The organism is Oryzomonas rubra, from assembly GCF_008369015.1.
Taxonomy (GTDB): Bacteria; Desulfobacterota; Desulfuromonadia; order Geobacterales; family Pseudopelobacteraceae; genus Oryzomonas; species Oryzomonas japonica.
In genome coordinates this window covers 157,637-183,283 of the sequence record NZ_SRSD01000002.1, presented here as the reverse complement: position 1 = coordinate 183,283, position 25,647 = coordinate 157,637, and the positions used below count along the sequence as shown (strand labels likewise).

24 protein-coding genes, 1 tRNA gene and 2 riboswitches are annotated in these 25,647 nt (G+C 58.0%); of the genes, 14 read left to right on the top strand and 11 right to left on the bottom strand.

Annotation, left to right across the window (positions count from 1 at the left end; genetic code table 11):
• Positions 1-132: 132 nt before the first annotated feature.
• A complete protein-coding gene (locus ET418_RS03745) occupies positions 133-483 on the bottom strand; it encodes a hypothetical protein (protein ID WP_149306244.1) in 351 nt (116 codons plus the stop codon).
• Between the two features lie 72 nt (positions 484-555).
• A riboswitch (cyclic di-GMP riboswitch) is annotated at positions 556-631 on the bottom strand.
• 271 nt (positions 632-902) lie between these two features.
• On the opposite strand from ET418_RS03745, the gene ET418_RS03740 reads away from it, so the two are divergent.
• From ET418_RS03740 to ET418_RS03715, 6 genes are all read left to right on the top strand, one after another.
• A complete protein-coding gene (locus tag ET418_RS03740; protein WP_149306243.1) occupies positions 903-1,241 on the top strand; it encodes a cytochrome c3 family protein in 339 nt (112 codons plus the stop codon).
• A gap of 298 nt (positions 1,242-1,539) precedes the next feature.
• Positions 1,540-2,529 carry a chromate resistance protein ChrB domain-containing protein gene (locus tag ET418_RS03735; RefSeq protein ID WP_188055261.1) on the top strand — a complete coding sequence of 330 codons (990 nt, stop codon included), beginning with the start codon at positions 1,540-1,542 and terminating at the stop codon, positions 2,527-2,529.
• A gap of 43 nt (positions 2,530-2,572) precedes the next feature.
• Complete coding sequence (locus ET418_RS03730) at positions 2,573-3,805, top strand: hypothetical protein (RefSeq protein WP_149306241.1); 1,233 nt, start codon at positions 2,573-2,575, stop codon at positions 3,803-3,805.
• 98 nt (positions 3,806-3,903) lie between these two features.
• Positions 3,904-5,070 (top strand): chromate efflux transporter, encoded by a 1,167-nt coding sequence (gene chrA, locus ET418_RS03725; RefSeq protein WP_149306240.1) that lies wholly within the window; start codon positions 3,904-3,906, stop codon positions 5,068-5,070.
• A gap of 39 nt (positions 5,071-5,109) precedes the next feature.
• Positions 5,110-5,754 carry a 3-keto-alpha-glucoside-1,2-lyase-like domain-containing protein gene (locus tag ET418_RS03720; RefSeq protein WP_149306239.1) on the top strand — a complete coding sequence of 215 codons (645 nt, stop codon included), beginning with the start codon at positions 5,110-5,112 and terminating at the stop codon, positions 5,752-5,754.
• 179 nt (positions 5,755-5,933) lie between these two features.
• Positions 5,934-6,794, top strand: coding sequence for a diguanylate cyclase (locus tag ET418_RS03715; protein WP_149306238.1), 861 nt, complete (start codon positions 5,934-5,936; stop codon positions 6,792-6,794).
• A gap of 18 nt (positions 6,795-6,812) precedes the next feature.
• On the opposite strand, the gene ET418_RS03710 is transcribed toward ET418_RS03715, so the two are convergent.
• The 3 genes from ET418_RS03710 to ET418_RS03700 all read right to left on the bottom strand — a co-directional run bounded on the left by ET418_RS03710 (position 6,813) and on the right by ET418_RS03700 (position 10,456).
• On the bottom strand, positions 6,813-8,621 hold the full coding sequence (locus tag ET418_RS03710; RefSeq protein WP_149306237.1) for an asparagine synthetase B family protein: 1,809 nt from the start codon (positions 8,619-8,621) through the stop codon (positions 6,813-6,815).
• A 277-nt stretch (positions 8,622-8,898) separates the two neighbouring features.
• A complete protein-coding gene (locus tag ET418_RS03705) occupies positions 8,899-9,741 on the bottom strand; it encodes a cytochrome c3 family protein (RefSeq protein ID WP_188055259.1) in 843 nt (280 codons plus the stop codon).
• A 133-nt stretch (positions 9,742-9,874) separates the two neighbouring features.
• Positions 9,875-10,456 carry a DUF4337 domain-containing protein gene (locus ET418_RS03700; RefSeq protein ID WP_149306235.1) on the bottom strand — a complete coding sequence of 194 codons (582 nt, stop codon included), beginning with the start codon at positions 10,454-10,456 and terminating at the stop codon, positions 9,875-9,877.
• A 294-nt stretch (positions 10,457-10,750) separates the two neighbouring features.
• Positions 10,751-10,849, top strand: a riboswitch (SAM riboswitch).
• Between the two features lie 231 nt (positions 10,850-11,080).
• Here ET418_RS03700 and ET418_RS03695 point away from each other — a divergent pair.
• Positions 11,081-12,403: a hypothetical protein gene (locus tag ET418_RS03695; RefSeq protein WP_149306234.1), complete on the top strand. Its 1,323-nt coding sequence runs from the start codon at positions 11,081-11,083 to the stop codon at positions 12,401-12,403.
• A 493-nt stretch (positions 12,404-12,896) separates the two neighbouring features.
• Here the strand turns inward: ET418_RS03695 and ET418_RS18635 are convergent, their stop codons facing one another.
• The gene (locus ET418_RS18635; protein WP_149306489.1) at positions 12,897-13,076 is read right to left on the bottom strand and encodes a type IV toxin-antitoxin system AbiEi family antitoxin domain-containing protein; all 180 of its coding nucleotides are present in this window, start codon (positions 13,074-13,076) and stop codon (positions 12,897-12,899) included.
• Between the two features lie 168 nt (positions 13,077-13,244).
• On the opposite strand from ET418_RS18635, the gene ET418_RS03685 reads away from it, so the two are divergent.
• Complete coding sequence (locus ET418_RS03685) at positions 13,245-14,558, top strand: hypothetical protein (protein WP_149306233.1); 1,314 nt, start codon at positions 13,245-13,247, stop codon at positions 14,556-14,558.
• A 94-nt stretch (positions 14,559-14,652) separates the two neighbouring features.
• Here the strand turns inward: ET418_RS03685 and ET418_RS03680 are convergent.
• From ET418_RS03680 to surE, 5 genes are all read right to left on the bottom strand, one after another.
• Positions 14,653-14,729, bottom strand: a tRNA-Arg gene (locus tag ET418_RS03680).
• Positions 14,730-14,808: 79 nt separating this feature from the next.
• Positions 14,809-15,324: an adenine phosphoribosyltransferase gene (locus ET418_RS03675; protein ID WP_149306232.1), complete on the bottom strand. Its 516-nt coding sequence runs from the start codon at positions 15,322-15,324 to the stop codon at positions 14,809-14,811.
• Positions 15,325-15,546: 222 nt separating this feature from the next.
• Positions 15,547-16,530 carry a sigma-70 family RNA polymerase sigma factor gene (locus ET418_RS03670; RefSeq protein ID WP_149306231.1) on the bottom strand — a complete coding sequence of 328 codons (984 nt, stop codon included), beginning with the start codon at positions 16,528-16,530 and terminating at the stop codon, positions 15,547-15,549.
• 17 nt (positions 16,531-16,547) lie between these two features.
• Positions 16,548-17,210: a protein-L-isoaspartate(D-aspartate) O-methyltransferase gene (locus tag ET418_RS03665; RefSeq protein ID WP_149306230.1), complete on the bottom strand. Its 663-nt coding sequence runs from the start codon at positions 17,208-17,210 to the stop codon at positions 16,548-16,550.
• A gap of 61 nt (positions 17,211-17,271) precedes the next feature.
• On the bottom strand, positions 17,272-18,021 hold the full coding sequence (gene surE / locus ET418_RS03660) for a 5'/3'-nucleotidase SurE (RefSeq protein WP_149306229.1): 750 nt from the start codon (positions 18,019-18,021) through the stop codon (positions 17,272-17,274).
• Positions 18,022-18,608: 587 nt separating this feature from the next.
• On the opposite strand from surE, the gene ET418_RS03655 reads away from it, so the two are divergent.
• Positions 18,609-19,595, top strand: coding sequence for an NAD(P)H-quinone oxidoreductase (locus ET418_RS03655; protein WP_149306228.1), 987 nt, complete (start codon positions 18,609-18,611; stop codon positions 19,593-19,595).
• Positions 19,596-19,807: 212 nt separating this feature from the next.
• Positions 19,808-20,341 carry a YkgJ family cysteine cluster protein gene (locus tag ET418_RS03650; RefSeq protein ID WP_149306227.1) on the top strand — a complete coding sequence of 178 codons (534 nt, stop codon included), beginning with the start codon at positions 19,808-19,810 and terminating at the stop codon, positions 20,339-20,341.
• Between the two features lie 6 nt (positions 20,342-20,347).
• Here ET418_RS03650 and ET418_RS03645 read toward each other — a convergent pair whose 3' ends face one another.
• Positions 20,348-20,980, bottom strand: a complete 633-nt coding sequence (locus ET418_RS03645) for a hypothetical protein (RefSeq protein WP_149306226.1) — start codon at positions 20,978-20,980, stop codon at positions 20,348-20,350.
• Between the two features lie 129 nt (positions 20,981-21,109).
• On the opposite strand from ET418_RS03645, the gene ET418_RS03640 reads away from it, so the two are divergent.
• The 4 genes from ET418_RS03640 to ET418_RS03625 all read left to right on the top strand — a co-directional run bounded on the left by ET418_RS03640 (position 21,110) and on the right by ET418_RS03625 (position 25,606).
• A complete protein-coding gene (locus ET418_RS03640; protein WP_149306225.1) occupies positions 21,110-22,291 on the top strand; it encodes a class I SAM-dependent rRNA methyltransferase in 1,182 nt (393 codons plus the stop codon).
• A gap of 138 nt (positions 22,292-22,429) precedes the next feature.
• A complete protein-coding gene (gene ltaE / locus ET418_RS03635; RefSeq protein ID WP_218043357.1) occupies positions 22,430-23,461 on the top strand; it encodes a low-specificity L-threonine aldolase in 1,032 nt (343 codons plus the stop codon).
• A 136-nt stretch (positions 23,462-23,597) separates the two neighbouring features.
• Positions 23,598-24,929 (top strand): glycerate kinase type-2 family protein, encoded by a 1,332-nt coding sequence (locus ET418_RS03630; RefSeq protein ID WP_218043356.1) that lies wholly within the window; start codon positions 23,598-23,600, stop codon positions 24,927-24,929.
• The gene (locus ET418_RS03625; RefSeq protein ID WP_149306224.1) at positions 24,926-25,606 is read left to right on the top strand and encodes a metallophosphoesterase family protein; all 681 of its coding nucleotides are present in this window, start codon (positions 24,926-24,928) and stop codon (positions 25,604-25,606) included. The genes ET418_RS03630 and ET418_RS03625 overlap by 4 nt, the downstream gene beginning before the upstream one ends.
• Positions 25,607-25,647 lie beyond the last annotated feature (41 nt).

Genomic DNA, 25,647 nt, shown 5'->3' with positions numbered 1-25,647 from the left:
TGCGGGCAACCGTATGCCTTCTGCTATACCACACCAGGTTTCCATTAACAAAGTCTATTTGCGTGTCCCCTCAGGCGGGTTCTGCGGGTGGGGCTCGGGTGGGCGGTACCTCGGGAGGGGGGGGAGGAGCGGCTAAAAGGCGACGCCGAGCTTGACGCTGAGGCCGCCCAAGCTGGCGACCTCCTGGCGGGGGGCGGCGGCTTTTATCCGGCTTTCCTGGGCGCCGACGCCCGCTTCGTAGATAAAGGTGACCGACACCCTGTCGTAGCGGACCATGACGTTGCCGTCGTCGTTCAGGGTCAGGAGGGTTTTTTTGGCGGCAGGGAGCTGGGGAGCGGGTTGGTCCCGGAGTTGTTGGTTCGGGGCCTGGAGGAAAAGCACGTTTTCGGCGCGGGCGGGGAGGGGGACGAGAAGCGGGGAGAGCAGGGCGCAGATCGCAGCGGCCATGAACAAGCGGGGTGTTGCTTGGCGGTGTGCTTGCATACGTTCTTCCTTTTCCTGATTCCGGCTGCGGGCACAAAAAAAGCCGGGTCACCGATATCATCATCCTGATATTTCGGCGACCCGGCTGTCTCTGTAAGACCCGTGGGCTTTCCGTCCCACCCTCGCGGATGGTTTAGTATTGTCGATACCCTATGCAATTGTCGATTCACTCTACCCCTGCCCGGGCAGATACTATGTGACGGTCGTCACATTTTGGGAGAATGTGTGTCCCTCTTCCCGAGGCGCCTCCAGGGGCATCCCTTCACGGCGCACCCGTTTGCCGCTCCACCGGCCTTATCGGCCATGTCCCGCATGAGGCCGGGCAGGGCGCACCGACCGCGCTTTCTTGCGAGTTTTCATTTGTGCATTACAATTAGCACATCGCTTTCATGCCGAGCCCCGAAAGGAGGCGTCACATCATGAAAATACTCACCGTGGTTCTTGCCGTGGTTCTGGCGACGGCCGGGACGCCCGCTGCCCTTGTTGCGGCGGATGCTCCCCAAAATGCCGGTCCTGAGATCATCAAGCTCAAGATGGGCGACCTCTATCTGATCTTCAAACACTGGCGGCATCAGAAGTGGAGCAATCGTGAATGTCTCCGCTGCCATACGGCCCAGGAGTGGAAGATCAAAAACTGGGACAAGGAGGTCGCCCACCAGATCTGCATCTCCTGCCATGACCAGGGTAAAAAGGGGCCGGTGGACTGCAAGGAATGCCATGGCCCCACCTACACCTCGATGCAGAAGGGCCGCCCGTAACGAGGTGGCCTATAGTATTGTCGAAATCCCGGAGGGCATGGTCTGGAAGGCCGGGCCTGCACCCGCCGGGATTTTCCCCTGGCCCGGAAGAAGCCACGCGTCTGCGTGCTGCCCCCGGTCGTTACCGCTCGCATACTATTTCATGTTGACATTTTTGTATCATCTATTACAAAATGTAATAAATGATACATTAATCTTTGCCGCTGGTCGCGATCACATGCGGGCTTCCTTGGGAGCCGCACCACAGGGAATGTGCTCAATGAACCTGTTGAAATACAAAGGGTAGATGGTCTGTTTTATGGAAAAAGGTAAAGCCCAAAAACAGGAATGGCTCCTCTTCTTCTACAGCGCGCCATCCAAGCCGGTAAGCAATCGGATGAGAATCTGGAGGATGCTGGTAAAGGCTGGGGCCATCCAGTTCAAAGGATCGGCTTATATCCTCCCCTCCAGTGACGACCACTACGAGCTGTTCCAATGGCTGGTATCCAGCGTTGCGGCCACGCAGGGGGAAGCGGCCTTCGTCAGGGTGGCGGGGATTGAAACCATGAAAGACGCTGAGATCGTAGGCCTTTTTGATCAGCAAAGGGAAAAGGAGTATCTCGACCTCGGCAACAGGCTCGATGCCTTCCAAAACAGGGTCGGCGGTGTCGGAAAAGAAGCGGGCACAATGGACAACAAAAAGATTGAGGAGGAATTGAATCGATTCGTAAAGGAATTTCAAGACATGGGGAAAATCGACTTCTTCTGCTCCAAGGGGCGGAAAGAATTGGATAAGAGGCTGAAAGCCCTGGGGAATGAAATTGCCAGCAGGAGTCGTGCGGAATCTGCACAACATGCCGCTGAGATCGTAAGGAGACGCGCAGCCGATTACCAGGGGAAGAGGTGGGTCACGAGGAAAAGGCCGTTCATCGACCGAATGGCGTCGGCATGGCTGATACAAAGGTTCATTGACAGGAAAGCCGCATTCGGCTTCATCGACGAAAGTGACGTCGAGGGGTTGGATAGGGATGCTATTGTTTTTGACATGGTTGGCGGGGAGTTCACCCACGTCGGGGAACTGTGCACCTTCGAGGTGCTGTTCAAGTCGTTTGGATTGAAGGACAAGGCGCTTGGCGTCATGTCCGAAATAGTTCATCAGCTCGATTTGCAGGATGACAAATACCGGAATCCCGCGGCAGAAGGTTTACGAGAGATTCTCGATGGGATCAGAAAGACGGTTAAGGACGACCACGAGGCCTTGGAGAAGGGGATGAGTATCTTTGAAATGTTCTATGCGGCGAATCGCTGATTCTCCCTGTGGCGCAAAACGACAGGCATGAAAGGAGCACCCGATGAAAAATGGCATTACATCAGGCGTTGTATCAACCGTGGCGGCAGTTCTGGTATCGCTCACCGTCTCGGCCGTGGCAGGAGCGGAAGGGATGGCGTTCCCCGAGGGGACCGCAACCCCTTCCGAAACATGCGGCGGATGCCACAAGGCGATCTACCGGGAATTTGCCTTTGGCTTCGGGAGCGACATTCATTACAAGCCAACGACGATACCAACATCACCAAATCAAAAACTGACCATGCCCGCGAATGTTTCAGATACCGCCACCGCCCATGCCTTTGCCGGTGTCGAACCGTATCCCATCCACTCCCGCGAGGCCGAAGAGGGGGGGAAATCCTGCAACGTCTGCCACTTCCCGGAACCGTTCGCCATCCCGGCCATGGGTGTCGAGGAGATGACCAAGCCGAAAGCGCGACCGAAAGGCAAAGAGGCCGGAGGGCTGACCTGCGCCAGTTGCCATCTGACGCCTGAAGGCCAGATCCGCGGACCCCATGCCGTGAAGGCCCCCCACGCGACCGTTGCCGATCCCGCCATCCAGACCTCCGCCATGTGCGCCTATTGCCACAGCATGGGCAAGCGGGTGCCCGGCAAGCAGACCCAGACCTTCCTGGAGTGGCGGGATGACTTCAATAAGCCCGGCCTCGGCAAACAGCACTGCCAGGATTGCCACATGCCGCGTACCGTCCGCAAGGTGGCGGAAGATTTCGATAATCCGGCACGGGCCGTTGCCCGGCATCTCTGGACCGGCGGACGCTCCCAGCAGCGGCTTGCCAGCGCCTTGAGTCTGGCCATCAGCCAGCAGGATAAGGGACGATCCGACCTCTCATTCCATGTCATCAATGTAGGCGCCGGACATTCGGTGCCCACAGGCTCCAACCGCCGGGCCATATACCTGAACGTGGAGGTTATGGACAAAGACGGCAAAAATGTTGCCCGGAACGAGTGGATGTTTGCCCCGTGGTATGGTGCTCGTCCCGACGATAAAAAATTCCTGGAAGAGGATAAAAAACGGCCGGACGCGAAAGCAGCCATGCAGGCCGATGCCCAGGGACCCCATGAAGAGATCATCCGTGCGGGTGAGGAGCGGATTCTTCCCTGGATGCCGAAGTTGCCGGCCGGCGAGTATACCGTTCGGGCGCGCCTCATCTACGACCTCAACCGGTACAACGACGAGTCGTTCACCGACGACCAGACCGAGATCAACAGCGCCATCCTTGCCTTCAAGGTGCGGTAAGGCCGCTCATGGCAGGCACCATGCATGACAGGCCACATCAGTGTCTCTTTCCGGCGGTGCAAATGGGGCTGTGAAACAGAACCATCGGGGAGATCGAAATGCTGGAGAAACCGGCTGACATTATTGCAACGATACCGCTGAAACCAGTCGGACTGTGGGAGCTTGTCAGTTACTTTCTCCGCCTCGGCGCCTTCGGCTTTGGCGGGCCGATAGCCCTTGCCGGATACATGCAGCGCGACTTGATTCCCCGCGGCTGGATTACCGAAGAAGAGTATCTTCAGGGTCTTGCCTTTGCGCAGATGATGCCCGGCCCCCTTGCCGCCCAGTTAGCCATGTGGATAGGGTTTATCCGTCATGGGGCGGTAGGGGCCTCCCTGGTGGGAATCGCCTTCATTCTCCCGGCCTTCCTGATCGTTGTTGCCATTTCCTTTTTTTACGTGGCCTACCAGGGACTTGCGGTCGTGCAGGCGCTTTTCTATGGCATTGGCCCGGTGGTGATCGCCATAGTCGCGCACTCCGCCGCCCGCCTCGCCAAAGGCACGGTCGGCGCAGAGCGCCGCATGTGGCTCATCTTTGGCATCGTTGCACTGATAACGATGGCGTCCCGCACCGAAATCGCCCTGCTGTTCGTTATTTCCGGTTTGATCGGCATTCTGCTCTATAGCCCGCCGGCGAGTTGGAAAAGGCGGGGGGATCTGATTCCTGCGGTACTGGTCGCTTTTACCGGTTTATCGGCTACGGCGCCGCTTCTCTGGAAGTTGGGAGGCTTTTTCGTCAAGGCGGGGGCGTTTACCTTCGGCAGCGGCCTTGCCATCGTCCCGTTCTTGCACCAGGGAGTCGTCCTCAATTACCACTGGCTTACCGAACGACAGTTCCTCGATGCCGTTGCAGTCGGGGTCATAACACCGGGTCCGGTGGTCATAACCGCAACCTTCGTCGGCTATCTCGTGGCCGGATTGTGGGGTGCGTTCATTGCAGCGGCCGGGGTGTTCCTGCCGGTTTATTTGTTTGTCCTGTTCATTGGCCGGTACATTATCCGTTACCGTGAACATCCCGCATTGAAAGGGTTCGTCAAAGGTGCCACAGCGGCGGCTTCGGGGGCAATCGCAGGCGCAGCCGTCATTCTCGGGCAAGGCTCGATTATCGACGTCCCCACGGCGGCCATCGGCATTGTCAGCCTCCTGCTAATCTGGCGCTGGAGGCTGCCGGAACCGGTGCTCATACTTGGGGGCGCTGTTGTGGGATTTTTGCTGTTTAAGGGCTGAAACCGAAAAAAAAGGCCGATTGGCCCCTGAGGAGGATCCATGAGAAGGAGAGCAGTCTGTGGGAGCATCTGCATAATGGTTGCGCTGACGGCGGGCGGTAGCACGTGTTGGGCCGCGGAGGCCACCAAGGCAAGCCAATGGACCTTTGACAAGGAGCAGGCGGGGAAGCTTCCGGCCGGGGCGACGGTCTTTGCCGGGAAATGGGCCGTTCAAGGGGTGCCCGGCGCGCCGAGTGCGCCGAATGCCCTCTGCCAGACCGGCTACTCCGACTATCCCGCGCTCTCCCTGGGGGACAAGGTCTATGGCGACGTGACGATCGCAACGCAGTTCAAGGCGATCTCGGGCAGCAGCGACCGGGCCGCAGGAATTATTTTTCGTATCAGGGATAAGGATAACTACTACATTCTGAGGGCCAACGCCCTGGAAGACAACATCAACATCTACACGTATGCGGGTGGCAGGCGCAGATCCATCCGTGAAGGTTCGGCCAAGGTGCCCTCCGGCACATGGCAGGAGTTGCGGGTGGAGGTACAGGGAAACCGCATTCGTGGTTTCCTGAACAACAAACAGGTCGTGGAGGCGATCGATGATACCTTCAAGGCCGGGAAGGTAGGATTATGGACCAAGGCGGATTCCGTCACCTGTTTCGACAACGTCCGGGTCAACCCGGCGAAACCGGAATAGGGGCCATGCTGTCTGTTTTTTCCTTTCTTGGGGGGGCGGATAGGGGAGCAAGGGGAAGAGCGGCAAGATTTGCGGAGGCGCCATAAATATTTTCGATCATCCCGTAAAAAATAGGACTAAGGTATTGAAATAGGGTGAAAACATGGCATGATCTATCCAAATAACCTCTCCGGGTGAACATGGTGCATAAACAGGAAACCGTCTCGTCCCGCTATTTCGACTACCTCTACCGGCTGGGGAGCACCGTCAATGCCGCCATCGGGCTGCTATGCTGCGTGCTCCTCGGGGCTTTGGACGTTCTGACGCCGCCGGAATACATGTTTTCCTTTCTCTATCTCTTTCCCATCTCCTTTACCACCTGGTTTGCCGGCAAACGCGCGGGTCTGCTGGCTTCCATAACGTGCACCGCCATTCTGGCGCGGTACAGCTTTCAGGCGAACATGCTCGCCGCCGTATGGAACAACCTGTCGACGCTCGGCATCTTCTGCGTCGTCGCCGTCATGGTAGGTAAAATCCACCAGCTTCTGGACAACGAACGGATTTTGTCCCGCACCGATGCGCTGACCGGGGCAATGAACCTTCGAGCCTTCACCGAGCTTGTGGAGTATGAAATATTGCGCTTGCGGCGCGACTATAGGCCTTTTTCCATTGCCTATTTCGATATCGACAACTTTAAAAAGGTGAATGACAGGTACGGGCACCGCAAGGGTGATGAACTGCTCAAGTCGGTGGTAAGCTGCCTGCGGGAAAAGATACGGAGGACGGATATTATCGCCAGGCTGGGCGGGGACGAATTCACCATCTTTTTCCCCTCGACGGACCATGAGGCGGTGAAGACGGTAACGCTGGATCTGGTGAAGGCACTGGACCGGCTGGCGAAACTCAACAAGTGGCCCACCACCATCAGCATGGGGGTCGTAACCTGTTCGGACGGGGCATGCGAACTCGATGACCTCATATCGACAGCGGACAAGCTCATGTATGACGTGAAGCATGCCGGGAAAAACGGCGTTGAATATGCCGTGTATCCGCGGGCGTAACGGGACAAACCTGAAAGGCTATTCCAGATACCCCAGAGCATTCACCCCGGCCAGATAGTGCGCAAATCTCTCAGCTGCTTTTATTTTCAGGAAAGTTGTGGTCGTCAAATAATGCGTGGACAACGGGTCGCTCAGCACCTGTCTACCATACGTCTCCATAATCTGATTGCTCTTGAGCTTCCTGTCATCTGGCAATATCGCACTCTCGCGTTTTTTGCCACCTTTTGCAAAGTGGTACAACTTTTTTGCCGGTTCAATACAGGCGGAAGGTAAAACCGCATGTGCAAGGCGAGACAGAAACGCTTGCTTATAAACATCCAGGAATTCCAACTCGAAAGTCTTGAGATTAATTTTTGCCGGCCTATGCGTAGTGCATACGGGCAGCTCTAAGAGCTCTGGCATCAGGGTATGAATGAGCCGTATCTGGAATGCATCGTTCGATCGATACTCGAATGGCATCTCTAACAGTGAATCGTGCAGACACTTCAACGCTAGTGGGTCAATATAGTGGCAAAACTCATTGGCAAAGTTAAGAAACCTTGCATCGGTACGGATGTAAAGGAAAAGGGCGGCTTTTACGAACGTTTCTAATGGTGCTTCATCATCAGGAAATTCTATCCCGCCATGGCGCAACCCCTCTCTCAGATCCTGGATGAATTCGGATCTATATAGCTCCCGGCAAGGAAGATCTGGGCTCTTGCCTTCGGAAGACATATTGAATTCAATGAGGTCGTTGATCGTATAGTTTCTATGCTCTTGCGCCCATGGTCTCCTACATGCCGTAATAACGCCACGCCCACCGAGCAGGAGATCGGGATAAGGTGAAATGCCGCCGCTTAATTCCTCTAACAACGACCGGGAAGCGCCATAAACCTCATACTGGAAGCCGTAAGTCTGGAATAACTCTTGTAAAATGTTTTGATTGTATGGCTGTTCCCCGGACCAGTCCAGTAGCTGGAAAGGCAGGTTGAATGTTTCGGCGATTTTTGTTGCAATCTCAAGATCAATTGGGCGGTCGTCAGTCAGGTCGCTGTTTCCGACTCCATACATGATTTTAGGAGCCGCCCCCTGATCCAATAATGCCGCCAGGATGGTTCTTGAATCACGTCCACCCGTTCCGAAAAGCCCAACAGATCCGACCGCCGTTATCTCGCGGAACACCGCCTGAACCTCAGATTTATAACCGTCAACCGCATCGGAAATCGATGAATATTTTTGCCTGGCAGTATGGGTATCAGGCAGGTTATTTACTTTGAATACTCCATCGTTGAGGTCGACAGTTATCGCCTGGGTGCCGAAAAGCCGCCTCACTCCCCTGTAAAAAGTCTCTTCTCCCAGGGTGCAGCTCTCAAATGCGGTCATGACCAGTTTTATTGGATTTATTCTCCGCTCTGGCAACATCTGCGCACAGATATCAAGCGAATTCGAAATATTCCAGCACGAATCCATGTTTGAGTAATACAGAGAAATCGCACCCTGAGGATCGGTGAAGACGGTTATTTTATTGTTATGCCTGATCGCGACGGCGTAGTGGCCGATTGCCCTTGAGCGTACAGCTTCAATGCCACTGTTGACGAAATCGGAATAGAAGTCCCGAAGCGCCGAAGGGCCAAGCCTGGACCGGTAAATGATCGTGCCGGCTGAGCAGATCCAATCGTCTTCTCCACATGTAACAAGGTTGTTGGTGCCAACGGCACGCTTTAGGTATGCCTGAACATGGCAATTATGGGTGGAACGATGCCCTGAGGAGTTCAGTCCCGCTCTCCTGCATGCGTTTTCGGCTTGTTGGTGCGAATTCTCGTTTGATGTCAGGTACCATCGAGCCATTTTCCCCTCCCACACGACTTGCAAACTTTTTGCCTGCTAAGGGTTCGCTTACTCCATAAGTACTTCTATCGGGATAGCCGCCGATGACGGACCATTTTTGAGCTGCCCCCCATCACCCCCTGCCGCCCCATCAAATTCATGGTTATTAATTTTACCCCATATAAGTACTGAATTCAAATGCAGTTTCAATATGTTAGAAATGTCGCCACGATCCAGAAAATGTTGAAATAATTACCGCCCGGATGCCGATCCCCCGGGAGGGCCGGGGCGCCGCAAACTAATGGCACCCTATGCAAACGTTCTCGTCCCTGAGCCTGTGGACCGAATCCGCTCCCGCGGCTGAAGGCCCATAGGAAATGATACCTTCCTGATGGGGGTTATGGCACGTTGTGCACGTAATGCGCCCTCGGGGGACCAGCGGCAGCGAAAACCTTTCCTGGATTTCCGGTCTGGCGATGTTTTTCTTGATTTCGCCCGGTGGCGTTAGCAGGAAGTGTTTTTCAAAATAACCTGTATGCATCAGAGTGTGGCACCTCATGCAGAGAAATGACACATCTGCTTTGAATAACACCATATTCGCCCGGTCCTGCGAAGGGTCCGGCTCCAATTCATGGCAGTATAAACATACCACCTTGCCATTGACGACGGTTTGACTTCCATCATCCTGCCTCATGACATGAGGATCTATCGTGGCGTATTGTTCGGCAGTGTGGCAATTGAAGCACATCGTTCTCACATCAGTGTACGGGCCTCCCCGTAAGAACATCGGTGTCCCCTTGTGTTGCGGGCCGCCATGCATTTCATGGCACGTGAGGCACTCGATTTTGCCGAGATAGAGTGGAAACTGCGGCTTGATTTGCATGGTTGGGATAAAATTTACCGGGTGGTGGTTTGTCGTGTAGTTATGACAGTCGGGACAAAAATGTGAGGGGTCGACGTAGGAAGGAAAAAGCGCCGTTTCCCCTTCCGGTTTGGCAACAGTGTGGCAATACAGGCAGTCGGAATGCGGTGCCTTGGCGGCCGGATCGCTGTTCTGTTGAACATCGATCCTTAATTGGCTGCATGACGTGAGAACGAGCGCTAGGATAGTCAGACGAATCAGGCGGTTAAACGTTGTCATAACGGCCATCCCTCTCTTGCGATACCTGGCGCGGATTGGTATCTTCGCAGAGCCAATAAGGGGACAGCTACTTATTGTCCCCTCGGTGACGTATTTGTTGCCTGTCCCCTTATTGGCCGGGCCGTTTACCTCTTTATTGAAACATTGGCCAGACAAAGAGTATTATGCCTACTCCACCGGCGAGCAGCGAAGCAAACCAGACCAATCTGTAGCGCGTAAGTGCCGCCACGGCGCCCAAGGCAATAGAGACCTGAAAAAGGGCGACCGCACTTGCAAAGCCATGGTGTTTATGGAGAAGGTGATCGGATTCCTTTAGCCGCTCGTCCCGTTCTCGTTCCTTCTCCAGTGCCTTGCCCTGGATCTCTTTCTGCTCTTCGATGTAGCGGTGCATTTTTTCTTCATAAGCGGCGGGAGGTTCTTTGCCAATGGCCAACCAGGCCGTGCGTGACGCTTCCTGGACCGCTGCCTTAATGCCTTTGGCTTGGTAATAGGCCCACTGGTCCGATGCCTCGGATTGTAGTCGCGTCGCTTCCGTCTTCAGTACCAGGGCCATGTTGACAGTAGCTCCGGCCTGAAGCGATGCAATAGCGGCGAGAACTGCCAGAATTGCAGTGGTAATTGAAATGAGCCTGAGAAATGTTCCCCCCTCCCGTTCCAGTTCTTCTTTAATTGCTTCGTGCAAATTTTCAGTTTCGATCTCTGGGCCTTCAGGCATAAGACGTCTCCCTTCATCTGCATGTACGAGAGCAATAAAAAGTGCTACAGAAGCGGCATGGTGTGGAAAAATAGTTGATTAATGATTATCTCAGAATACGCCGATGTCAATCGGCATTGGATTTTGAACCACCGCAGGCGAGAGCCAATAAGGGGACAGGCTACTTATTGGCCCATCGGTGACGTATTTGTTGCCTGTCTCCTTATTGCGTCCCGGGTCAACGCCAAGCGCGTTCGGCACCTTGACAGAATTTGTAAAGTTTAGTATGTTTTATTTAACATATCGAAACACCCCTTCTTATCACGAGCAACTGAGGGACTGGCCCTTTGAAGTTGCAGCAACCACCCTTACAGGCAGGTGCTAAATCCAGCGGAGAAATCCGGAAGATAAGGAAGCCACGTCAAACTCCTCTTGGACTATGACCCCTTCCGACAATCCGGAAGGGGTTTTTCAGTCTAGGGGGCTCATATGCACTTTACCCTTTAACACAACCAGACAAACTGTTTTCATGACAACCGGACCCTTATAGGCGTCAGCAGATGCTGAACTGTATCTTCTCCCGGCTTTCCTTTTACCGTTTGAAAACAGACACGGAGGTTAATTCAGCATACGAGGGGGATATCCATGGAAAAAATATTCTCGATAAGTAAAGAAGATTATTCAAGGTTGAAAAACTATTTTCAAGAGTATGAGATTCCTTGCGTCAGGTTGCCTCGGCCTGGAGACACTCGGTTGTATATTGGTGTTGCAGTTGTTTTATCTGATTCAAGTGATGAAAAATATTACGTTTCCAAATCCCCAGTAAGATTCTACTCGGACTACTATGAGAACAAAAAGGAAGTATTGTCTTCCTGTCTGGAGGCAAAGAAGATTCTGAATAACAACCTGCCATCTCTATCCATCTGGTCAGATAACAACGTTGTGTGTGCGCTAGAAGAAGGTTTCAAAGATCTTGACGGGCTCCTTGTCAGGGCAATTACTTTTCCGGGATTGTTGGCAGTATCGCTTGTGCAGCACTATTTCGACGATCACGGCATTCCGATTGTCTTTTTGCCGAGGGATGGGGGTAGGGAGTGGGGTATGACTATGACTTCCCGTGATGTTTGTGAGTTGAGAAGTCTGCATGACCTGCCGGAACATCTCAAAAAAATGATGACATGTGAACGCCTGCCTGTCGGAAGTGAACTCTGTCGGGTCCTGCAGGAGTGGTATCCGTATTCAATCAATTGCACCCATCGAGGCTCATATCTTCATGAAGTATTTAGATTCATGGGCTGGGCTGCCGGCGGGCGTGCTCATCAAGTGCTGGAGTACCTGGACGGCACCAGTGAGAGCATTAACCATAAAATAGCTTTCCGGATCAGGGAAATAGGAACCTGGGACAGGTCCGGCGGCGGTATGGCGGCGGCTATGGCGTATGGACTGTACGGATGGTTCGGAAAGGAACTGGGTAACCGAACATGGTCCAGAGATGATCCGAAGTGGTACTGGAGCTGTGGTGAAGCAAGGCGGGCGTTAGACCGAAGGTATCCTGAGTTCTTTCGTAATAAAGTCACAGAGGGGGAAGGGCTTACCGGGATTGATGAATTGGTCGATTTTATTGGAGCCAACGAAAAGCTGTTTGAAAGAGTTTACGATGTTCTGCTGGATTCAGATAATCCGAAACACCGCATCCGTGCAATCACTGCAATATCCAGGTTACTGCATCGTAGGCCGGGGATGTTGAGGTGGAGAATTCGCTATCTTCTTTCGCGGGATTTCAAGGCCGAACCGATTGAGTTTGCACGTGAAGTTGCGCGAGTACTCTCTGTGCTTTATCTGCTGGGGCAGGAGAAAGAAGATGCTGTCAGCAGACTGAAATATTTTATTGATAACTTTGAAGACGAAGAATTGATCCGTCTTTCGAAAATAGCTATGGAGGTTCACACCGGCAAGCAGAGCCAATAAAGGGGGGGCCAGGCAACAAATTAGTAGCAGTGGGTTCAATAAGCAGCCTATCCCCTTATTGCCTCCGCAAGTTAAATCATTAAGTTATAAATACCAGGTGGGTCAATCTGGGCGCCTATAATGCTGATAACCATGGGGCAAATCACCAAGCCGATTCACATCTTTGGTGGGCAATTGACCTGTCAAAGGGTTGGTTGAAGGGCAGAAGAGTGTTTGAACCTGCAAGGGGCGCTGGCGCTGTCTTAATACATACGCTTGACATTCAGCGTATCAGAATAATTGCGGAGCGTGCCGGGTGGACGGAATGGCGGACAGGAGACCGGCTTGAAAAGTGGGCGTGAAACGGAAAACGCCCTGATGTTGTCGCGCTTGATAACCTCGGCAGGACAACAGTAGTTGAGGTTGAGAGGTCATTTAAAAGGGACTGCTCGCGGGGCTTGCCCTTGACACGAGACATTGGCCCATATCAAGGGCAGGCCCCAGTGGGGTTTCTTTACCAACCTCTGCCAGGGTCTGGTGTTCTGTTACTTCTGCACTTGTCAGTCGATAAAAGGCCGCGCCCGACCCTCTGGATTATTCCTCGCCGGCAAAGCCGGCTGATCTCAATACGGGGGATCTCATACTGTTCGAGGTCGCGTGAACGCACCACACTTTGCTTCCCGAAAAGCTCCAGGAGTTTTTTTGTGCCGTAAGGTTCATGGCCCCGTCATTGTTCCAAAATATTGGTCTATAGAAATATATACCTTGAATTTGGAACAATCAAGCCGTATTCATGACTTCTCATATTCATCCAACATGTTATTATGCCGAGGGCAGTTACTTATGTTAAGGGGCTAAATTCATGTACGAATCAGCAGTTTCTGCAAGAAAGGCCAACCGAGTCAGCCGAGAACAGTTGTATGAAGAAGTCTGGGCTGAGCCGATGACCAAAGTCGCCCTGAAGTACTGTGTTTCGTCGAGTTTCCTCGCCCGTATTTGTACACGACTTAACGTCCCGCGGCCACAAAGGGGCTACTGGGCCATGCACGCAACTGGGAAACGCCCGAAGCAACCACCGCTGCCAGAAGCTCGTCCAGGCGATGAGTTGGAATGGGCGCGAGATGGTGAGGCAAGGCGGGAGCCGTTAAAGTTACAAACTCACCCTCTGAAGTTTAAGCGCCGAAAACGCAGTGAGCTTCCGGCACTTCATCCGCTGCTTGCAGGCTTTCAAGATCGCCTTAATGAAGGGCGCGATTCTATCTTCAATCCATTCATCAGGCCCATAAAAAGGCTCCTTCCGGATATAATCACATCCAAGAAAACGGCAAGGCGTACTATTGATGTGGCAAACGAACTCTATCTTGATCTTGAGGCACACGGGCATCAGGTAAAATTTTCTCCGCATGGCCGGTGTTTATGGCGTTGTACGATCGATGAGCGAGAAAAGGTGAGAGGTGGCAACCACAATTCCTACTTGTGGTCACCGTCACGGCCTACTCTCGTGTTCATCGGCAACGTAGCCATAGGACTCTCTGTCTACGAGATGACCGAGTACGTGGAGGTTCGACATATTGACGGAGAGTACATAAAGATTACTGATCTTACCCCGCAACAGCTAAAGAAAGCGGCAAGGACATACTCATGGACGTCAACACAGGACATGCCGAGCGGCAGGCTATGCATTCAAGCGTCATCACCATATCCGGGGACGCAATGGACAAAACAATGGCAAGAAAAAAAGGCTGGTGATTTTCCAGACAAACTTCCCGGAATCATAAGAGAACTTGAAATTGCATCAGCTACGATTGCTAAACAGGTTGAAGATGCGGAGCACAAGGCGGAAATCCAGAGAAAACAGTATGAGCAGCAATGCGAGATAGAACGTCAGCGGCGGGAAGAGGAGAGAGGCAGACAGGCCCTGGAAGAGGCGGAGCGTCGACGGGTCAAGGCGATCAAGGATAGTCGCGATGAGCTATCCGACATCATCAAGGCTTGGGCCAAGGCAAAGAGGATTGAGGAATTCTTTGCAGACGTCGAGCACAGGACCGTCGATCTGGAGGATGCAGAGAAGGCTGCTGTCTTGGATCGACTGGCACTGGCCCGCAAGATGGTTGATTCTAGGGACGCCTTGAAATGGCTTACGTCATGGAAGACGCCGGAGGAACGAAATACATAGGTGCTCTCTGGCAGTAATTTTTCAAAATATGCTCCATGCGTGCTCCACAGTAAAACAAAAGGGACCAGCTTTTCAGCTAATCCCTTGCTTTTATTGGCGTCCCCGAGACGATTCGAACGTCCGACCCCTTCCTTAGGAGGGAAGTGCTCTATCCTGCTGAGCTACGGGGACTGATGAAATTGAACGACTTTTATAGCAGAGTTACGCCCCGGTTTCAAGCAAAACGCTCGTCCGGTGTCCCGTACTGTCCCTAAAACTTGAGCAGCGAGAAAACCTTGCCCTCGGGCAGTCTTTTGCGCCCTTCCAGGAATTCCAACTCGGCCATGAAGCAGCAATCAACCAACTCCCCCCCCATGCTCTGCACCAGATCCACTACCGCGGCCATGGTGCCGCCGGTGGCCAACAGGTCGTCGGCGATCAGGATGCGCTCGCCCGGCTTGATGGCGTCCTTGTGGATCTCCAGGGTGTCGGTGCCGTATTCCAGGGCATAGGTCTTGCTGAAGGTCTCCGAGGGGAGCTTGCCCGGTTTGCGCACCAGCACGATGCCGGCCCCCAGTTTGTAGGCCAGGGCCGAACCGATGATGAAACCGCGGGCCTCCACGCCGATCACCTTGTCCACGTGCTTGCCGATGTAGTGGTGGGACAGCAGGTCGATCATGCGGTGATAGGATTTGGCGTCCTGCAGCAGGGTGGTGATATCCTTGAAGACGATCCCCTTCTTGGGAAAGTCGTGGATGTCGCGGATGATGCTCTTCAACTCGTCCATCAGGTTGTGCTCCTTATCGGTAGGTAAATTCGCTACGTGTGCGTAGTGCCAAACGGTTTATCCGGGAAAAACACCTGCCACGGAGAGAGGGGTAAAATCCAAGAAACTCCAAAACATCTGGTTGGAATGGTACTTTTATCCAAAAGTTTTTTGCTTTCTCTGTGGACCTCTGTGTCTCCGTGTCTCTGCGGCAGATGTCAGCCTTTTTCTTTTCTCCAGGTCTCAGTTCTCCGAGAGCTTGCGCAGTTTTTCCAGGCACTTGGCCTCGATCTGGCGGATGCGCTCCCGGGTAACGCCGAAACTCTGACCGATGGTGTCCAGGGTTTGGGGCTCCTTGTCGTCCAGGCCGAACCGCAGGGTCAGGATCTTCTGCTCGCTCTCGCTCAGGCCCTCGAAGAGGCGGGAGATCATCTCGAAGCGGTTGACGTTCTCCAGCAGGTCGGACGGCGACACCAGGGAGTTGTCCTCGATGGTGTCGATGAGGAAGAAGTCGTTGCCGTCCCCGATGGGGGTCTCCATGGAACAGGTGCGCCGCAGCAGGGTCATGAGCCGGCGGGTGTAGGCCACCTTGGCCTTCATGGCGTCGGCCACCTCCTGGACGGACGGCTCCCGTTGCAGGGTCTGGGAGAGGGCGCGGGTGACCTTGAGCATGCGGTTGATGTCGTCGGAGACGTGTACCGGCAGGCGGATCGTCCGGGACTGGTTGACCAGGGAGCGTTCGATGGCCTGGCGGATCCACCAGGTGGCGTAGGTGGAGAAGCGGCACTCCTTGGCCAGGTTGAACCGTTCCACCGCCTTGATCAACCCGAGGTTTCCCTCCTCGATCAGGTCCAGGAAGGGGAGGCCGCGGTTGATGTAGCGTTTGGCGATCTTGACCACCAGCCGCAGGTTGGACTCGATCATCTTGTCCCGGGCGGCCTTGTCGCCCTTTTCGATGCTGCGGGCCAAGGCTTTCTCCGCCTCGGCGGTCAGCAGGGGGGTGCGCTGGATGTCCCGCAGGTAGATCTTGATGGCGTCGTCGAAGCTTTCCAGCTCTTCCGGGGGGAGCTTCTCTTCAACCGCCTCTTCCTCTTCTTCGGCGGCCGCTTCGTCGTCCGGGAATTCCAGCGGCTCGTCCACATCGTCCAGGGCCAGGGTCACACTGACCGTGGGCTCTTTTTCCAGGAAGGCGCTACTTTCAGTATCCAGAAGGTGGTCACGTTGCATGGTCAGCCCTCGCTCTTTTACGTGCGCTCTATCTGCCATCCTTGTCGTCCGATCAGGGGGACGAAACGGCAGCCGACCGATGATTCGGTCACCAGGGTTCCATCCGGTTCCTTCACGATCCTGAGCAGGCGTTGCTCGATCTCATTCCCCACCGGGATCACCAGTCTGCCCCCCACGGCCAACTGGTCGGTGAGCACGCTCGGCACGTCGGGAGCCCCGGCCGTCACCATGATGGCGTCGAAGGGGGCCTCTTCCTCCCAGCCGATGGGGCTGTCGTGACTGTCGTTAATTTTTAATTTTACATTGAAAAGTCCGAGGGAATCCAGGCATTTTCTGGCCCGCATGGCCAGGGGGCGGATGCGTTCGGCGGTGCAGACCCGGTCGGCCAGGGTCGCCAGGATGGCGGTCTGGTAGCCGGAACCGGTGCCGATCTCCAGCACCTTCTCCGTGCCGGTCAGGGCCAGAAGTTCGGTCATCAGGGCCACCATGAAGGGCTGGGAGATGGTCTGCTTTTCGCCGATGGGCAGGGGGTTGTCGCTGTAGGCCTGGGCGGCGAAGGCCTCCTGGACGAAGATGTGGCGCGGGATCTTGAGCATGGCGTCGATGACCCGGCGGTCGTCGATGCCGCGCGCGATGAGTTGTTCCTGGACCATCCGTTTTCTGGCGATATCGTAGTTCATGGTTGTGCGCCCCGTAAGAAGGCGGCACTATACCAAAGGCGGGTGGGTATGTCCAGTCGCGTCACAGGGGCCATTGGGAAAGAACCTTCATGGAGTCGTGGTTGGTCAGGTCCAGGTGGAGCGGCGTGACGGATACGTGCTTGCGGTTGACGGCATGGAAGTCGGTCCCCTCTTCGTCATTGAATGCCGGCTCCACGCTGCCGATCCAGTAGTATTTGCGCCCCCGGGGGTCGGTCTTGTCGATGATCGTGCCCACGAAGGAGCGTTTGCCCTGGCGGGTGATGAGCGTGGGCTGCATCTCTTCGGCCGGGCAGTTGGGGATGTTGACGTTGAGGAAGGTGTCGGCCGGCAGGCCGTTATTCAGGACCTGGCGGGCGATGCCCAGGGCCACCTGGGCGGCGGCGTCGAAGTGCCCCTGGCGTTCGAAGGCAAGGGTGGCCAGGGAAACGGCGATGGCCGGGATGCCCATGAGGTTGGCCTCCATGGCGGCCGCCACGGTGCCCGAATAGGTCACGTCGTCCCCCAGGTTGGCGCCGTGGTTGATGCCGGAGACCACCAGGTCGGGACGATGGGAGAGCAGGCTGTGGATGGCCATGTTGACGCAGTCGGTGGGGGTGCCGTCCACGGCGTAGAACCCCTTGCGCAGCTCGAAGACCCGCAGCGGCGCGTGCAGAGTGAGGGAGTGGCCGACGGCGCTCTGTTCCCGATCCGGGGCGACGACCGTCACGGTCCCCAGTTCGCCCAAGGCCGCAGCCAGGGCGATGATGCCGGGAGCGTTGATGCCGTCGTCGTTTGTGACCATGATGTGCATGGAATAGATCCTGTGTGGCGTGTTGCGAAACCAACTAGTTATCGCACAGAAACGGGGCATAAATCAAGGTGTGGATTGTCCTGGGCCTGGACCCGTGCCTGAACCCGTGACGCCCTCACGGCTCCGCTCGTTCCGATGCCTCTGTCTTGGCGTGGTCGTTTGCGTTTCCTGCGGGACGGAGGACGAACGGCGCAGGCGGCGTGGCGCTTCGTGGGCGGCGTTTGACCCCGGCATGTCGCTCGCTCCGCCGTTCGGGCGCCACGGGTTCAGGCCTGCCGTGACGCCCCCGCGGCTTCACTTGCTCCCATGCCTCTGTCCTGGCGTGGTCGGTTGCGTTTCCTTCGGGGCGGAGGACGAACGGTGCAGGCGGCGTGGCGCTTCGTGGGCGGCGTTTGACTCCGGCATGTCGCTCGCTCCGCCGTTCGGGTGTCACGGGTTCAGGTCTGTCGTGACGCCTTTGCGGCTCCCCTCGCTCCAATGCAGGTTCATGTTTTTGTGTTTACAAAATAATCTTAACTGGGTACATTCGGAAGCAAACATGGTTTTGAAGGATAGGACATCCATACGCATATCGGGAGGTTAGGGCTATGAAAGCGGTTTTAATGGAAGGTTTCGGCGGTGTGGAGGTACTCAAGGTGGGCGAGGTGGAACGCCCGGTCCCGGGCGAGGGACAGGTGCTGATCAAGGTGCACGCCACCAGCATCAACCGTCCCGACCTGGTGCAGCGCGAGGGTAAATATCCGCCGCCGCCGGGGGATTCGGAGATTCTGGGCCTGGAGGTCGCAGGTACGGTGGAGGAGTTGGGGACGGGCGTCACCGGCTGGCAGGTGGGGCAGCGGGTCGTGTCCCTGGTGGGTGGGGGCGGATATGCCGAGTATGCCGTGGCCTATGCCTGCCACCTGATGCCCATCCCGGAGTCCATGTCCTTCGAGGAGGCGGCCTGTATCTGCGAGTCCTACATCACCGCGTTTTTGAACGTCTTCATGATCGGCGAGTTCCAGGACCGGCAGACCGCCATCCTGCACGGCGGGGGCGGCGGCGTCAACACGGCGGCCATCCAGCTCTGCCGAGCCCTTGCCCCGGCCAGCAAGCTGATCGTGACCGCGTCGCCGGAGAAGATGGAGCGGGTGCGTCAGGTGGGCGCGGATTTCCTGATCAATTTCCGGGAGACCCCGGATTTTACCGAGGTGGTGAAGGAGTACACCAACAAGAAGGGGGTGGACCTGATCCTGGACCACGTGGGGGCCAAGTACCTGGCGCCCAATATGAACTCCCTGGCCTACAAGGGGCGTCTGGTGATCATCGGCGTGGTCAGCGGCATCAAGGCCGAACTCAACCTGGCCCTGATGATGGTGAAGCGGCAGCAGATCATCGGTTCGGTGCTCCGGTCCCGGCCGGTTGCGGAAAAGGGGGAGATCGTGGCCGAGTTCACTCGCCGCGCCCTGCCCAAGTTCGCCGACCGCACCATTGTGCCGATCATCGAGAAGGTCTTCACCATCGACCAGGTGGTGGATGCCCACCGCATGATGGAAGAGGACAAGCACTTCGGCAAGATCGTACTGAAGATCCAGTAGTATCTAATTCCCTCCCTCAGCGTGGGAGGGGTAGACTGTGAACTGTGGATGGCTACCACCCCCGGCCCCTCCTAAACTAGGAGGGGAGGAAAAACGCCCGGATATTTCCCCTCCTTGATAAGGAGGGGGAAGGGGGTGGTTGAGAATACTGTCCGTTGTTACGGCGTTTGCCCCCCTTTTTATTTTTCAAAGGATGTGGTAACTCATTGCCTATGGATGATCTCTTACACAACTACCGCCAATTGATCGCGCGCATCGATGCCCTCTGCCGCGGCATCGTGGACGCCCTGGGGGAGCAGATCACCTGCTCCGAGGGGTGTAGCGACTGCTGCACGGCCATCAACCTCTTTCCGGTGGAGGCGGCCTCGCTGGCCGCGGCCCTGGAAGCGCTGCCCGAGGAGGAGGCGGAGGAGATCCGACGCTACGTGGCCGAACACGCGGAGGATGAGCGTTGCCCGCTGCTCCGCAATCACCGCTGCCTCTTGTACACCGCCCGTCCGGTGGTCTGCCGCACCCACGGCCTCCCCATCATCTACGGCACGGGGTTGGAGCGGCGCATCGACTACTGCCCCCTCAATCTGACCGAGAGCGAATCGCTCCCCGGTTCCGTGATCATCGACCTGGACAACCTCAACTCGCTCCTGGTGGCGGTCAATGCGCTCTTCCTGTCCCAGTCCGACGCCCTGGATACGCCCGAACGGCTTACCATCGTCGAGGCGCTCTTGAAACGCACCCCTCCTCGCTGACCCCTTTCACTTCTTCGACGGGTAATAGTAACTCATGCACAGGTCGCACAGGCCGTGGCTGGTCCGCTCCGGCGGCTGGCGGACCCACGCGGGAATCCAGTCCCAGCGGCCTTCGAGTTGCTGGTGCCTGATGCGGCGGCAAGCGGCGCATTGCACGATCAGCGCGTGTTCGTTGTGGTAGGGGGCTGAATCGGCGCTCGGTTCCACCGGCACGGTGCCCCGGACCGCGTGGGGCATTTCCACTACCAGGGAGTTGGCAATCAACAGGCCCTGGCCCCCCTCCAGCCGAAAGAGGAGCATGGCGAATTTCCGGTAGACTTCGGCGCTTGAACACTCGTACTCGTGGCTGATGCTGTAGGGGCGGGCCGTTACGGTGGTAATGGCCCTGGTGAAAAGTTCGCGGTAGAAGGGGCGCAGCTCCGGGGTGGCGACATCCAACGCCGACCTGCCGAGGCACTCCGGGGACATGAGCCATGGAGCGCCGCCGTTTTCCCGGGCAAAGCGCATCCACCCCTCGTTGAAGTACGCCAGCCTGAAATCGGGCCAGACCCCGTAGATGATCTCGGTGCCGTCCCCCTGCCATCCTGTTTCCATGAAATCCAGCAGCCGGTCGAAACCGGGGGCGCATACGCCGTTCATGCATTCCTGCCTTTCCGGCGCATCGCCGATAAGTGCTGATTTATCACCAATAATGGTGTACAAACGACTGGCTGTCAAGCGGCCGCGCCCCTTTCGGCGGCAATTGCCAATCTCAACCAAGGATACCTTATGATTCGCATTGTTTTGAATAAGAACGAAGACAAACGCATCAAGTCCGGCCACCCCTGGGTATTCAGCAACGAAATCCGCGAGGTGTCCGACAAGGGCGCGGCCCCCGGCGCTGCGGCCGAACTGTACGACGCCGGCGGCGGTTTCATCGGCTGCGGCCATTACAACTCCCGCTCCCTCATCGCCTTCCGCCTCCTCTCCCGCCACCAGGCGGACCTTGATCAGCCCGAGTTCTACGAACAGCGCGTGGCCTCCGCCCTGGCCCACCGCCGGGCTCTCTACCCCGGGATGGCCACCTTCCGGGCCGTGTACGGTGAGAGCGATTTCCTCCCCGGCCTGGTGGTGGACAAGTACGGCGACCACCTGTCGGTGCAGTTCCTCTCCGCCGGCATGGACGTGCGCCGGGGGCTGGTAGTGGAGGCGCTGCAGCGGGTCTTTGCCCCGGCCGGGATCATGGCCAGGAACGACGTGGGGGTACGGCAGCTTGAAGGGCTGGAGGAACGGGTGGAGGTGCTGGCGGGGGAGATCCCCGGTCTGGTGGAGATGGAGGAGAACGGCCTCCGCTTCCAGGTGAACCTGCGGGAGGGGCAGAAGACCGGCGGCTTTCTGGACCAGAAGGAGAACCACCTGCTGCTCAAGGGAGTCAGCGCTGGGAAGGCGGTGCTGGACTGCTTCTGCTACACCGGGAGCTGGGCCGTGCACGCCGCCTCCTTCGGCGCCGCGTCGGCCTTGGGGATCGATATCTCGGCCCGGGCCGTGGCCCAGGCCGCCCGCAACGCGGAGCTGAACGGCCTGGCCGGCCGGGCGACCTTCGAGGAGTGCGACGCCTTCGAACGCCTCCGCTCCCTGCACCACGAGGGGCGGCGTTTCGGGGTGGTGGTCATGGACCCGCCCGCCTTTGTGAAGAGCCGCAAGAACATCGCCGAGGCCACCAAGGGGTATCTCACCGTCAACCGCCGCGCCCTGGAACTCCTGGAACCGGGGGGCTACCTGATCACCTGCTCCTGCTCCTTTCACATGGGGAGGGAGCCGTTCCGCGACCTGCTGACCCAGGCCGCCCGCCTGGCCAAACGCGAGGTGCGCCTGGTCTCGTCCCGCGCCCAGGCCCCGGACCACCCGGTGCTGCTCTCCTTCCCGGAGTCGGAGTACCTCAAGTGCTTCGTGTTGCAGGCGGTGGGGTAGGGGACTATGATTCTGGGACCTATAAGACTCATAAGTCGTATAGGTCCCAGAGGGGTAGGAGAGTGAGGTGCCCCTCCCCACATCCCGGCTTGCACTCCGGGCATGTGTCGTATAACCTTACCCATAAGGAGATCACCCATGACCGGACATATCATCGACCTGCGCAGCGACACCGTGACCCGCCCCACGCCTGAGATGCGGGCCGCCATGATGGATGCGCAGGTGGGGGACGACGTGTGGGGGGACGACCCCACCGTCAACAGGCTACAAGACGTGGTGGCGGAACGGAGCGGCAAGGAGGCGGCCCTGTTCCTCCCCAGCGGTACCCAGAGCAACCTGGCGGCGTTGATGGCCCATTGCGAACGGGGTGACGAGTATATCGTCGGCCAGGTGGCCCATACCTACAAATACGAGGGGGGCGGCGCGGCGGTGCTCGGCTCCATCGTGCCCCAACCCATCGAGAACGCCGCCGACGGCACCCTGCCGCTCCCCAAGGTGGCGGCCGCCATCAAGCACCACGGCCCGGGCATGGGGGTGCACTTCGCCCGCACCCGGCTTCTGGCGCTGGAGGACACCTTCAACGGCCAGGTACTCCCGGCTGATTACATACGCGAAGCCGCCGCCCTGGCCCGGGAACGGGGCCTGGCCCTGCACCTGGACGGGGCGCGGGTCTGCAATGCGGCGGTGGCCCGGAATGAAACCCTGGCCCAGGCGTGTGGGCCGTTCGATTCCGTATCCATCTGCTTTTCCAAGGGGCTGGGGGCGCCGGTGGGATCGGTACTGGTGGGGTCACATGCGTTCATCGAGCGCGCCCACCGCTGGCGCAAGGTGCTGGGGGGCGGCATGCGCCAGGCCGGTTTTCTGGCCGCTGCATGCCTGTACGCCCTGGACAATCACTTCGACCGGCTGGCCCAGGATCACGCCAATGCCGAGCATCTGGCCAGGGGGCTCGGGGCCATCGACCAGGTCACGGTAACGGGGCAGGCCACCAACATGGTGTTTGCCCGGTTCCCGGAAGAGGCGTGCGCGCCGTTGCAGGCATACCTGGCCGAGCGGGGGATGCTGGTGCAGGTGACCCCCACGACCCGCCTGGTCACCCACCTGGATGTGACGGTAACGGACATGGACGCCTTTGTCCGCGCCGTGAAGCAGTATTTCAGCCGGGGGTGATCGCTCGTCTTGGCTGCTTTCCGACAGCTGATAGAAAGGATGTCGCCATGATAAAGGGGAGTGAAAAACGCCGGGGGAAGACCGCTGGCTACCGGCGCAAGCCGGCCCAAACCGTGTGCGAAGGGCCGATCTGCCTGTGACGGAAACAGCCAGACATACCCTGCACACCCTCTTCAAGGCCGCTCTGGGGGCGGTGGAGCCGGGGGCGGCCCTGGCCCCGCACCTGGACCGGGTGGGGGAGCGCCTGCGCAACGAGGGGCTCCAACGCCTCGTGGTGGCCGGTTTCGGCAAGGCGGCCATCCCCATGGCCCTGGCCGCCCAGGAGCGGTTGGGCGCCCTTATCTCCTCCGGGCTGGTGATCGCCCCCCATGGCACTCCTCCTTTTAAAAAAGGGGAACTGGAAACGATAGAAGTCGCCTTCGCCGGCCATCCCCACCCGGACAGCGCCGGGGAGGCGGCGGCCCGGCGCATCATGGCCCAGGCCCACACCTGCGGCGAGCGCGACCTGCTGCTCCTTTTGATCTCCGGCGGCGGTTCGGCCCTGCTGGCGGCACCGGCCGAGGGGATCACCCTGGAGGAGAAGCGGGTCACGGCCCACCTCCTCATGGCGGCAGGGGCCGATATCTTTGAGTTGAACTGCGTGCGCAAGCACCTCTCCGCCGTCAAGGGGGGGCAGTTGGCCCGCCTGGCCTTTCCGGCGCGGGTTATGGCCCTCATGATCTCGGACGTGCCGGGGGACCGGTTGGACGTGATCGCCTCCGGCCCGGCCGTGGCCGATCCGACCACCTTTGGCGATGCCCTGGGGGTGCTGGGGCGCTTCGGCCTCACGGACAGGGTGCCCCCTGCCGTCCGTCAACGCCTGGAACAGGGGAACGCGGGGATGGTGGCCGAGACCCCCAAGCCGGACGACCCTCTCTTCGCAACGGTGGAGAGCATTGTCGCGGCGCGCAACCGGGACGCCCTCTCCGCTGCCGCCGGGACTGCCCAGGCCCTGGGGTTGGAGGTGAACATTTCGGAAGAGATCGTGGCCGGTGAGGCGCGGGAGGCGGGCAGGCGACTGGCCCATGAGGCGCTACGCTGCCGGGCGAACCTGTCGGCGGGGCAGCGGGGCTGCCTGGTGAGCGGCGGCGAGACCACGGTCACGGTGCGGGGAACGGGCAGGGGAGGGCGCAACCAGGAGTTGGCCCTGGCCTTTGCCCTGGAGGTCGCGGCTACGCCGGGCATCACCCTCCTGTCCGCCGGTACGGACGGCATCGACGGGCCGACCGACGCGGCCGGGGCTATCGTGGATGGGGAAACCGTCCCCCTGGCCCGGCGGGCGGGTCTGGACCCCGTGGCCAGCCTTGCGGACAACGACGCCTACCCGCTGCTGGATGCCTGCGGCGCACTGCTGAGATGCGGGCCGACCGGGACCAATGTGATGGACCTGCAGATTTGCCTGATCACCGGCGGGAGCGTGACGCCATGAGCCGCCGCGTTTTCGTCATCGGCGACGTGCACGGCTGCGCCCGCACCTTGCGGGAGCTGGTCACCAGGGGGGTCCGCCTTACCCCCAGCGACACCCTCTACCTGCTGGGGGACCTGATCGACCGGGGACCGGACAGCAAGGGGGTGCTGGACTTTATCTTCGAGCTGACCGCCGCCGGTTACAATGTGGCCTCGGTGCAGGGGAACCACGAGGAAATGTGCCTGCGCGCCCCCTACGGCCGGCCGGCCATGGATATGTGGACCGCCAACGGCGGCCTGACCACCCTGGCCAGTTTCCAGGCCGACGGCCCGGGGGACATTCCCCACCGCTACCTGGAGTACCTCAACTCCCTCCCCCCCTATATCCTGCTGGATGCGTTCGTCATCGTCCATGCCGGGCTCAACTTCGACCCGCCGCCCCCCTTCGACCCCTTTGACGATACCGAGGCCATGCTCTGGACCCGTTCCGACGTGGTGGATCGGCAACGCATCGGCGGCAGGCGGCTCATCTGCGGCCATACCATGGTCTCGCGCCACCAACTGGAAGCCTCCCTGAAGTCGGACAAGATCATGCTGGACAACGGCTGCGTCACCGCGCGGCGGCCCGACATGGGATACCTGGCGGCCCTGGAGCTGAACAGCATGCGGGTGGTCTTTCAGGAAAACATCGAACGGTAGGACATATTTTGTCGTATTTATTTACTATACTTCTCCGCACC

Coding starts and splice junctions, on each gene's coding strand:
- ET418_RS03745 (WP_149306244.1), bottom strand. CDS start 483: ATGCAAGCACACCGCCAAGCAACACCCCGCTTGTTCATGGCCGCTGCG.
- ET418_RS03740 (WP_149306243.1), top strand. CDS start 903: ATGAAAATACTCACCGTGGTTCTTGCCGTGGTTCTGGCGACGGCCGGG.
- ET418_RS03735 (WP_188055261.1), top strand. CDS start 1,540: ATGGAAAAAGGTAAAGCCCAAAAACAGGAATGGCTCCTCTTCTTCTAC.
- ET418_RS03730 (WP_149306241.1), top strand. CDS start 2,573: ATGAAAAATGGCATTACATCAGGCGTTGTATCAACCGTGGCGGCAGTT.
- chrA (WP_149306240.1), top strand. CDS start 3,904: ATGCTGGAGAAACCGGCTGACATTATTGCAACGATACCGCTGAAACCA.
- ET418_RS03720 (WP_149306239.1), top strand. CDS start 5,110: ATGAGAAGGAGAGCAGTCTGTGGGAGCATCTGCATAATGGTTGCGCTG.
- ET418_RS03715 (WP_149306238.1), top strand. CDS start 5,934: ATGGTGCATAAACAGGAAACCGTCTCGTCCCGCTATTTCGACTACCTC.
- ET418_RS03710 (WP_149306237.1), bottom strand. CDS start 8,621: ATGGCTCGATGGTACCTGACATCAAACGAGAATTCGCACCAACAAGCC.
- ET418_RS03705 (WP_188055259.1), bottom strand. CDS start 9,741: ATGACAACGTTTAACCGCCTGATTCGTCTGACTATCCTAGCGCTCGTT.
- ET418_RS03700 (WP_149306235.1), bottom strand. CDS start 10,456: ATGCCTGAAGGCCCAGAGATCGAAACTGAAAATTTGCACGAAGCAATT.
- ET418_RS03695 (WP_149306234.1), top strand. CDS start 11,081: ATGGAAAAAATATTCTCGATAAGTAAAGAAGATTATTCAAGGTTGAAA.
- ET418_RS03685 (WP_149306233.1), top strand. CDS start 13,245: ATGTACGAATCAGCAGTTTCTGCAAGAAAGGCCAACCGAGTCAGCCGA.
- ET418_RS03675 (WP_149306232.1), bottom strand. CDS start 15,324: ATGGACGAGTTGAAGAGCATCATCCGCGACATCCACGACTTTCCCAAG.
- ET418_RS03670 (WP_149306231.1), bottom strand. CDS start 16,530: ATGCAACGTGACCACCTTCTGGATACTGAAAGTAGCGCCTTCCTGGAA.
- ET418_RS03665 (WP_149306230.1), bottom strand. CDS start 17,210: ATGAACTACGATATCGCCAGAAAACGGATGGTCCAGGAACAACTCATC.
- surE (WP_149306229.1), bottom strand. CDS start 18,021: ATGCACATCATGGTCACAAACGACGACGGCATCAACGCTCCCGGCATC.
- ET418_RS03655 (WP_149306228.1), top strand. CDS start 18,609: ATGAAAGCGGTTTTAATGGAAGGTTTCGGCGGTGTGGAGGTACTCAAG.
- ET418_RS03650 (WP_149306227.1), top strand. CDS start 19,808: ATGGATGATCTCTTACACAACTACCGCCAATTGATCGCGCGCATCGAT.
- ET418_RS03645 (WP_149306226.1), bottom strand. CDS start 20,980: ATGAACGGCGTATGCGCCCCCGGTTTCGACCGGCTGCTGGATTTCATG.
- ET418_RS03640 (WP_149306225.1), top strand. CDS start 21,110: ATGATTCGCATTGTTTTGAATAAGAACGAAGACAAACGCATCAAGTCC.
- ltaE (WP_218043357.1), top strand. CDS start 22,430: ATGACCGGACATATCATCGACCTGCGCAGCGACACCGTGACCCGCCCC.
- ET418_RS03625 (WP_149306224.1), top strand. CDS start 24,926: ATGAGCCGCCGCGTTTTCGTCATCGGCGACGTGCACGGCTGCGCCCGC.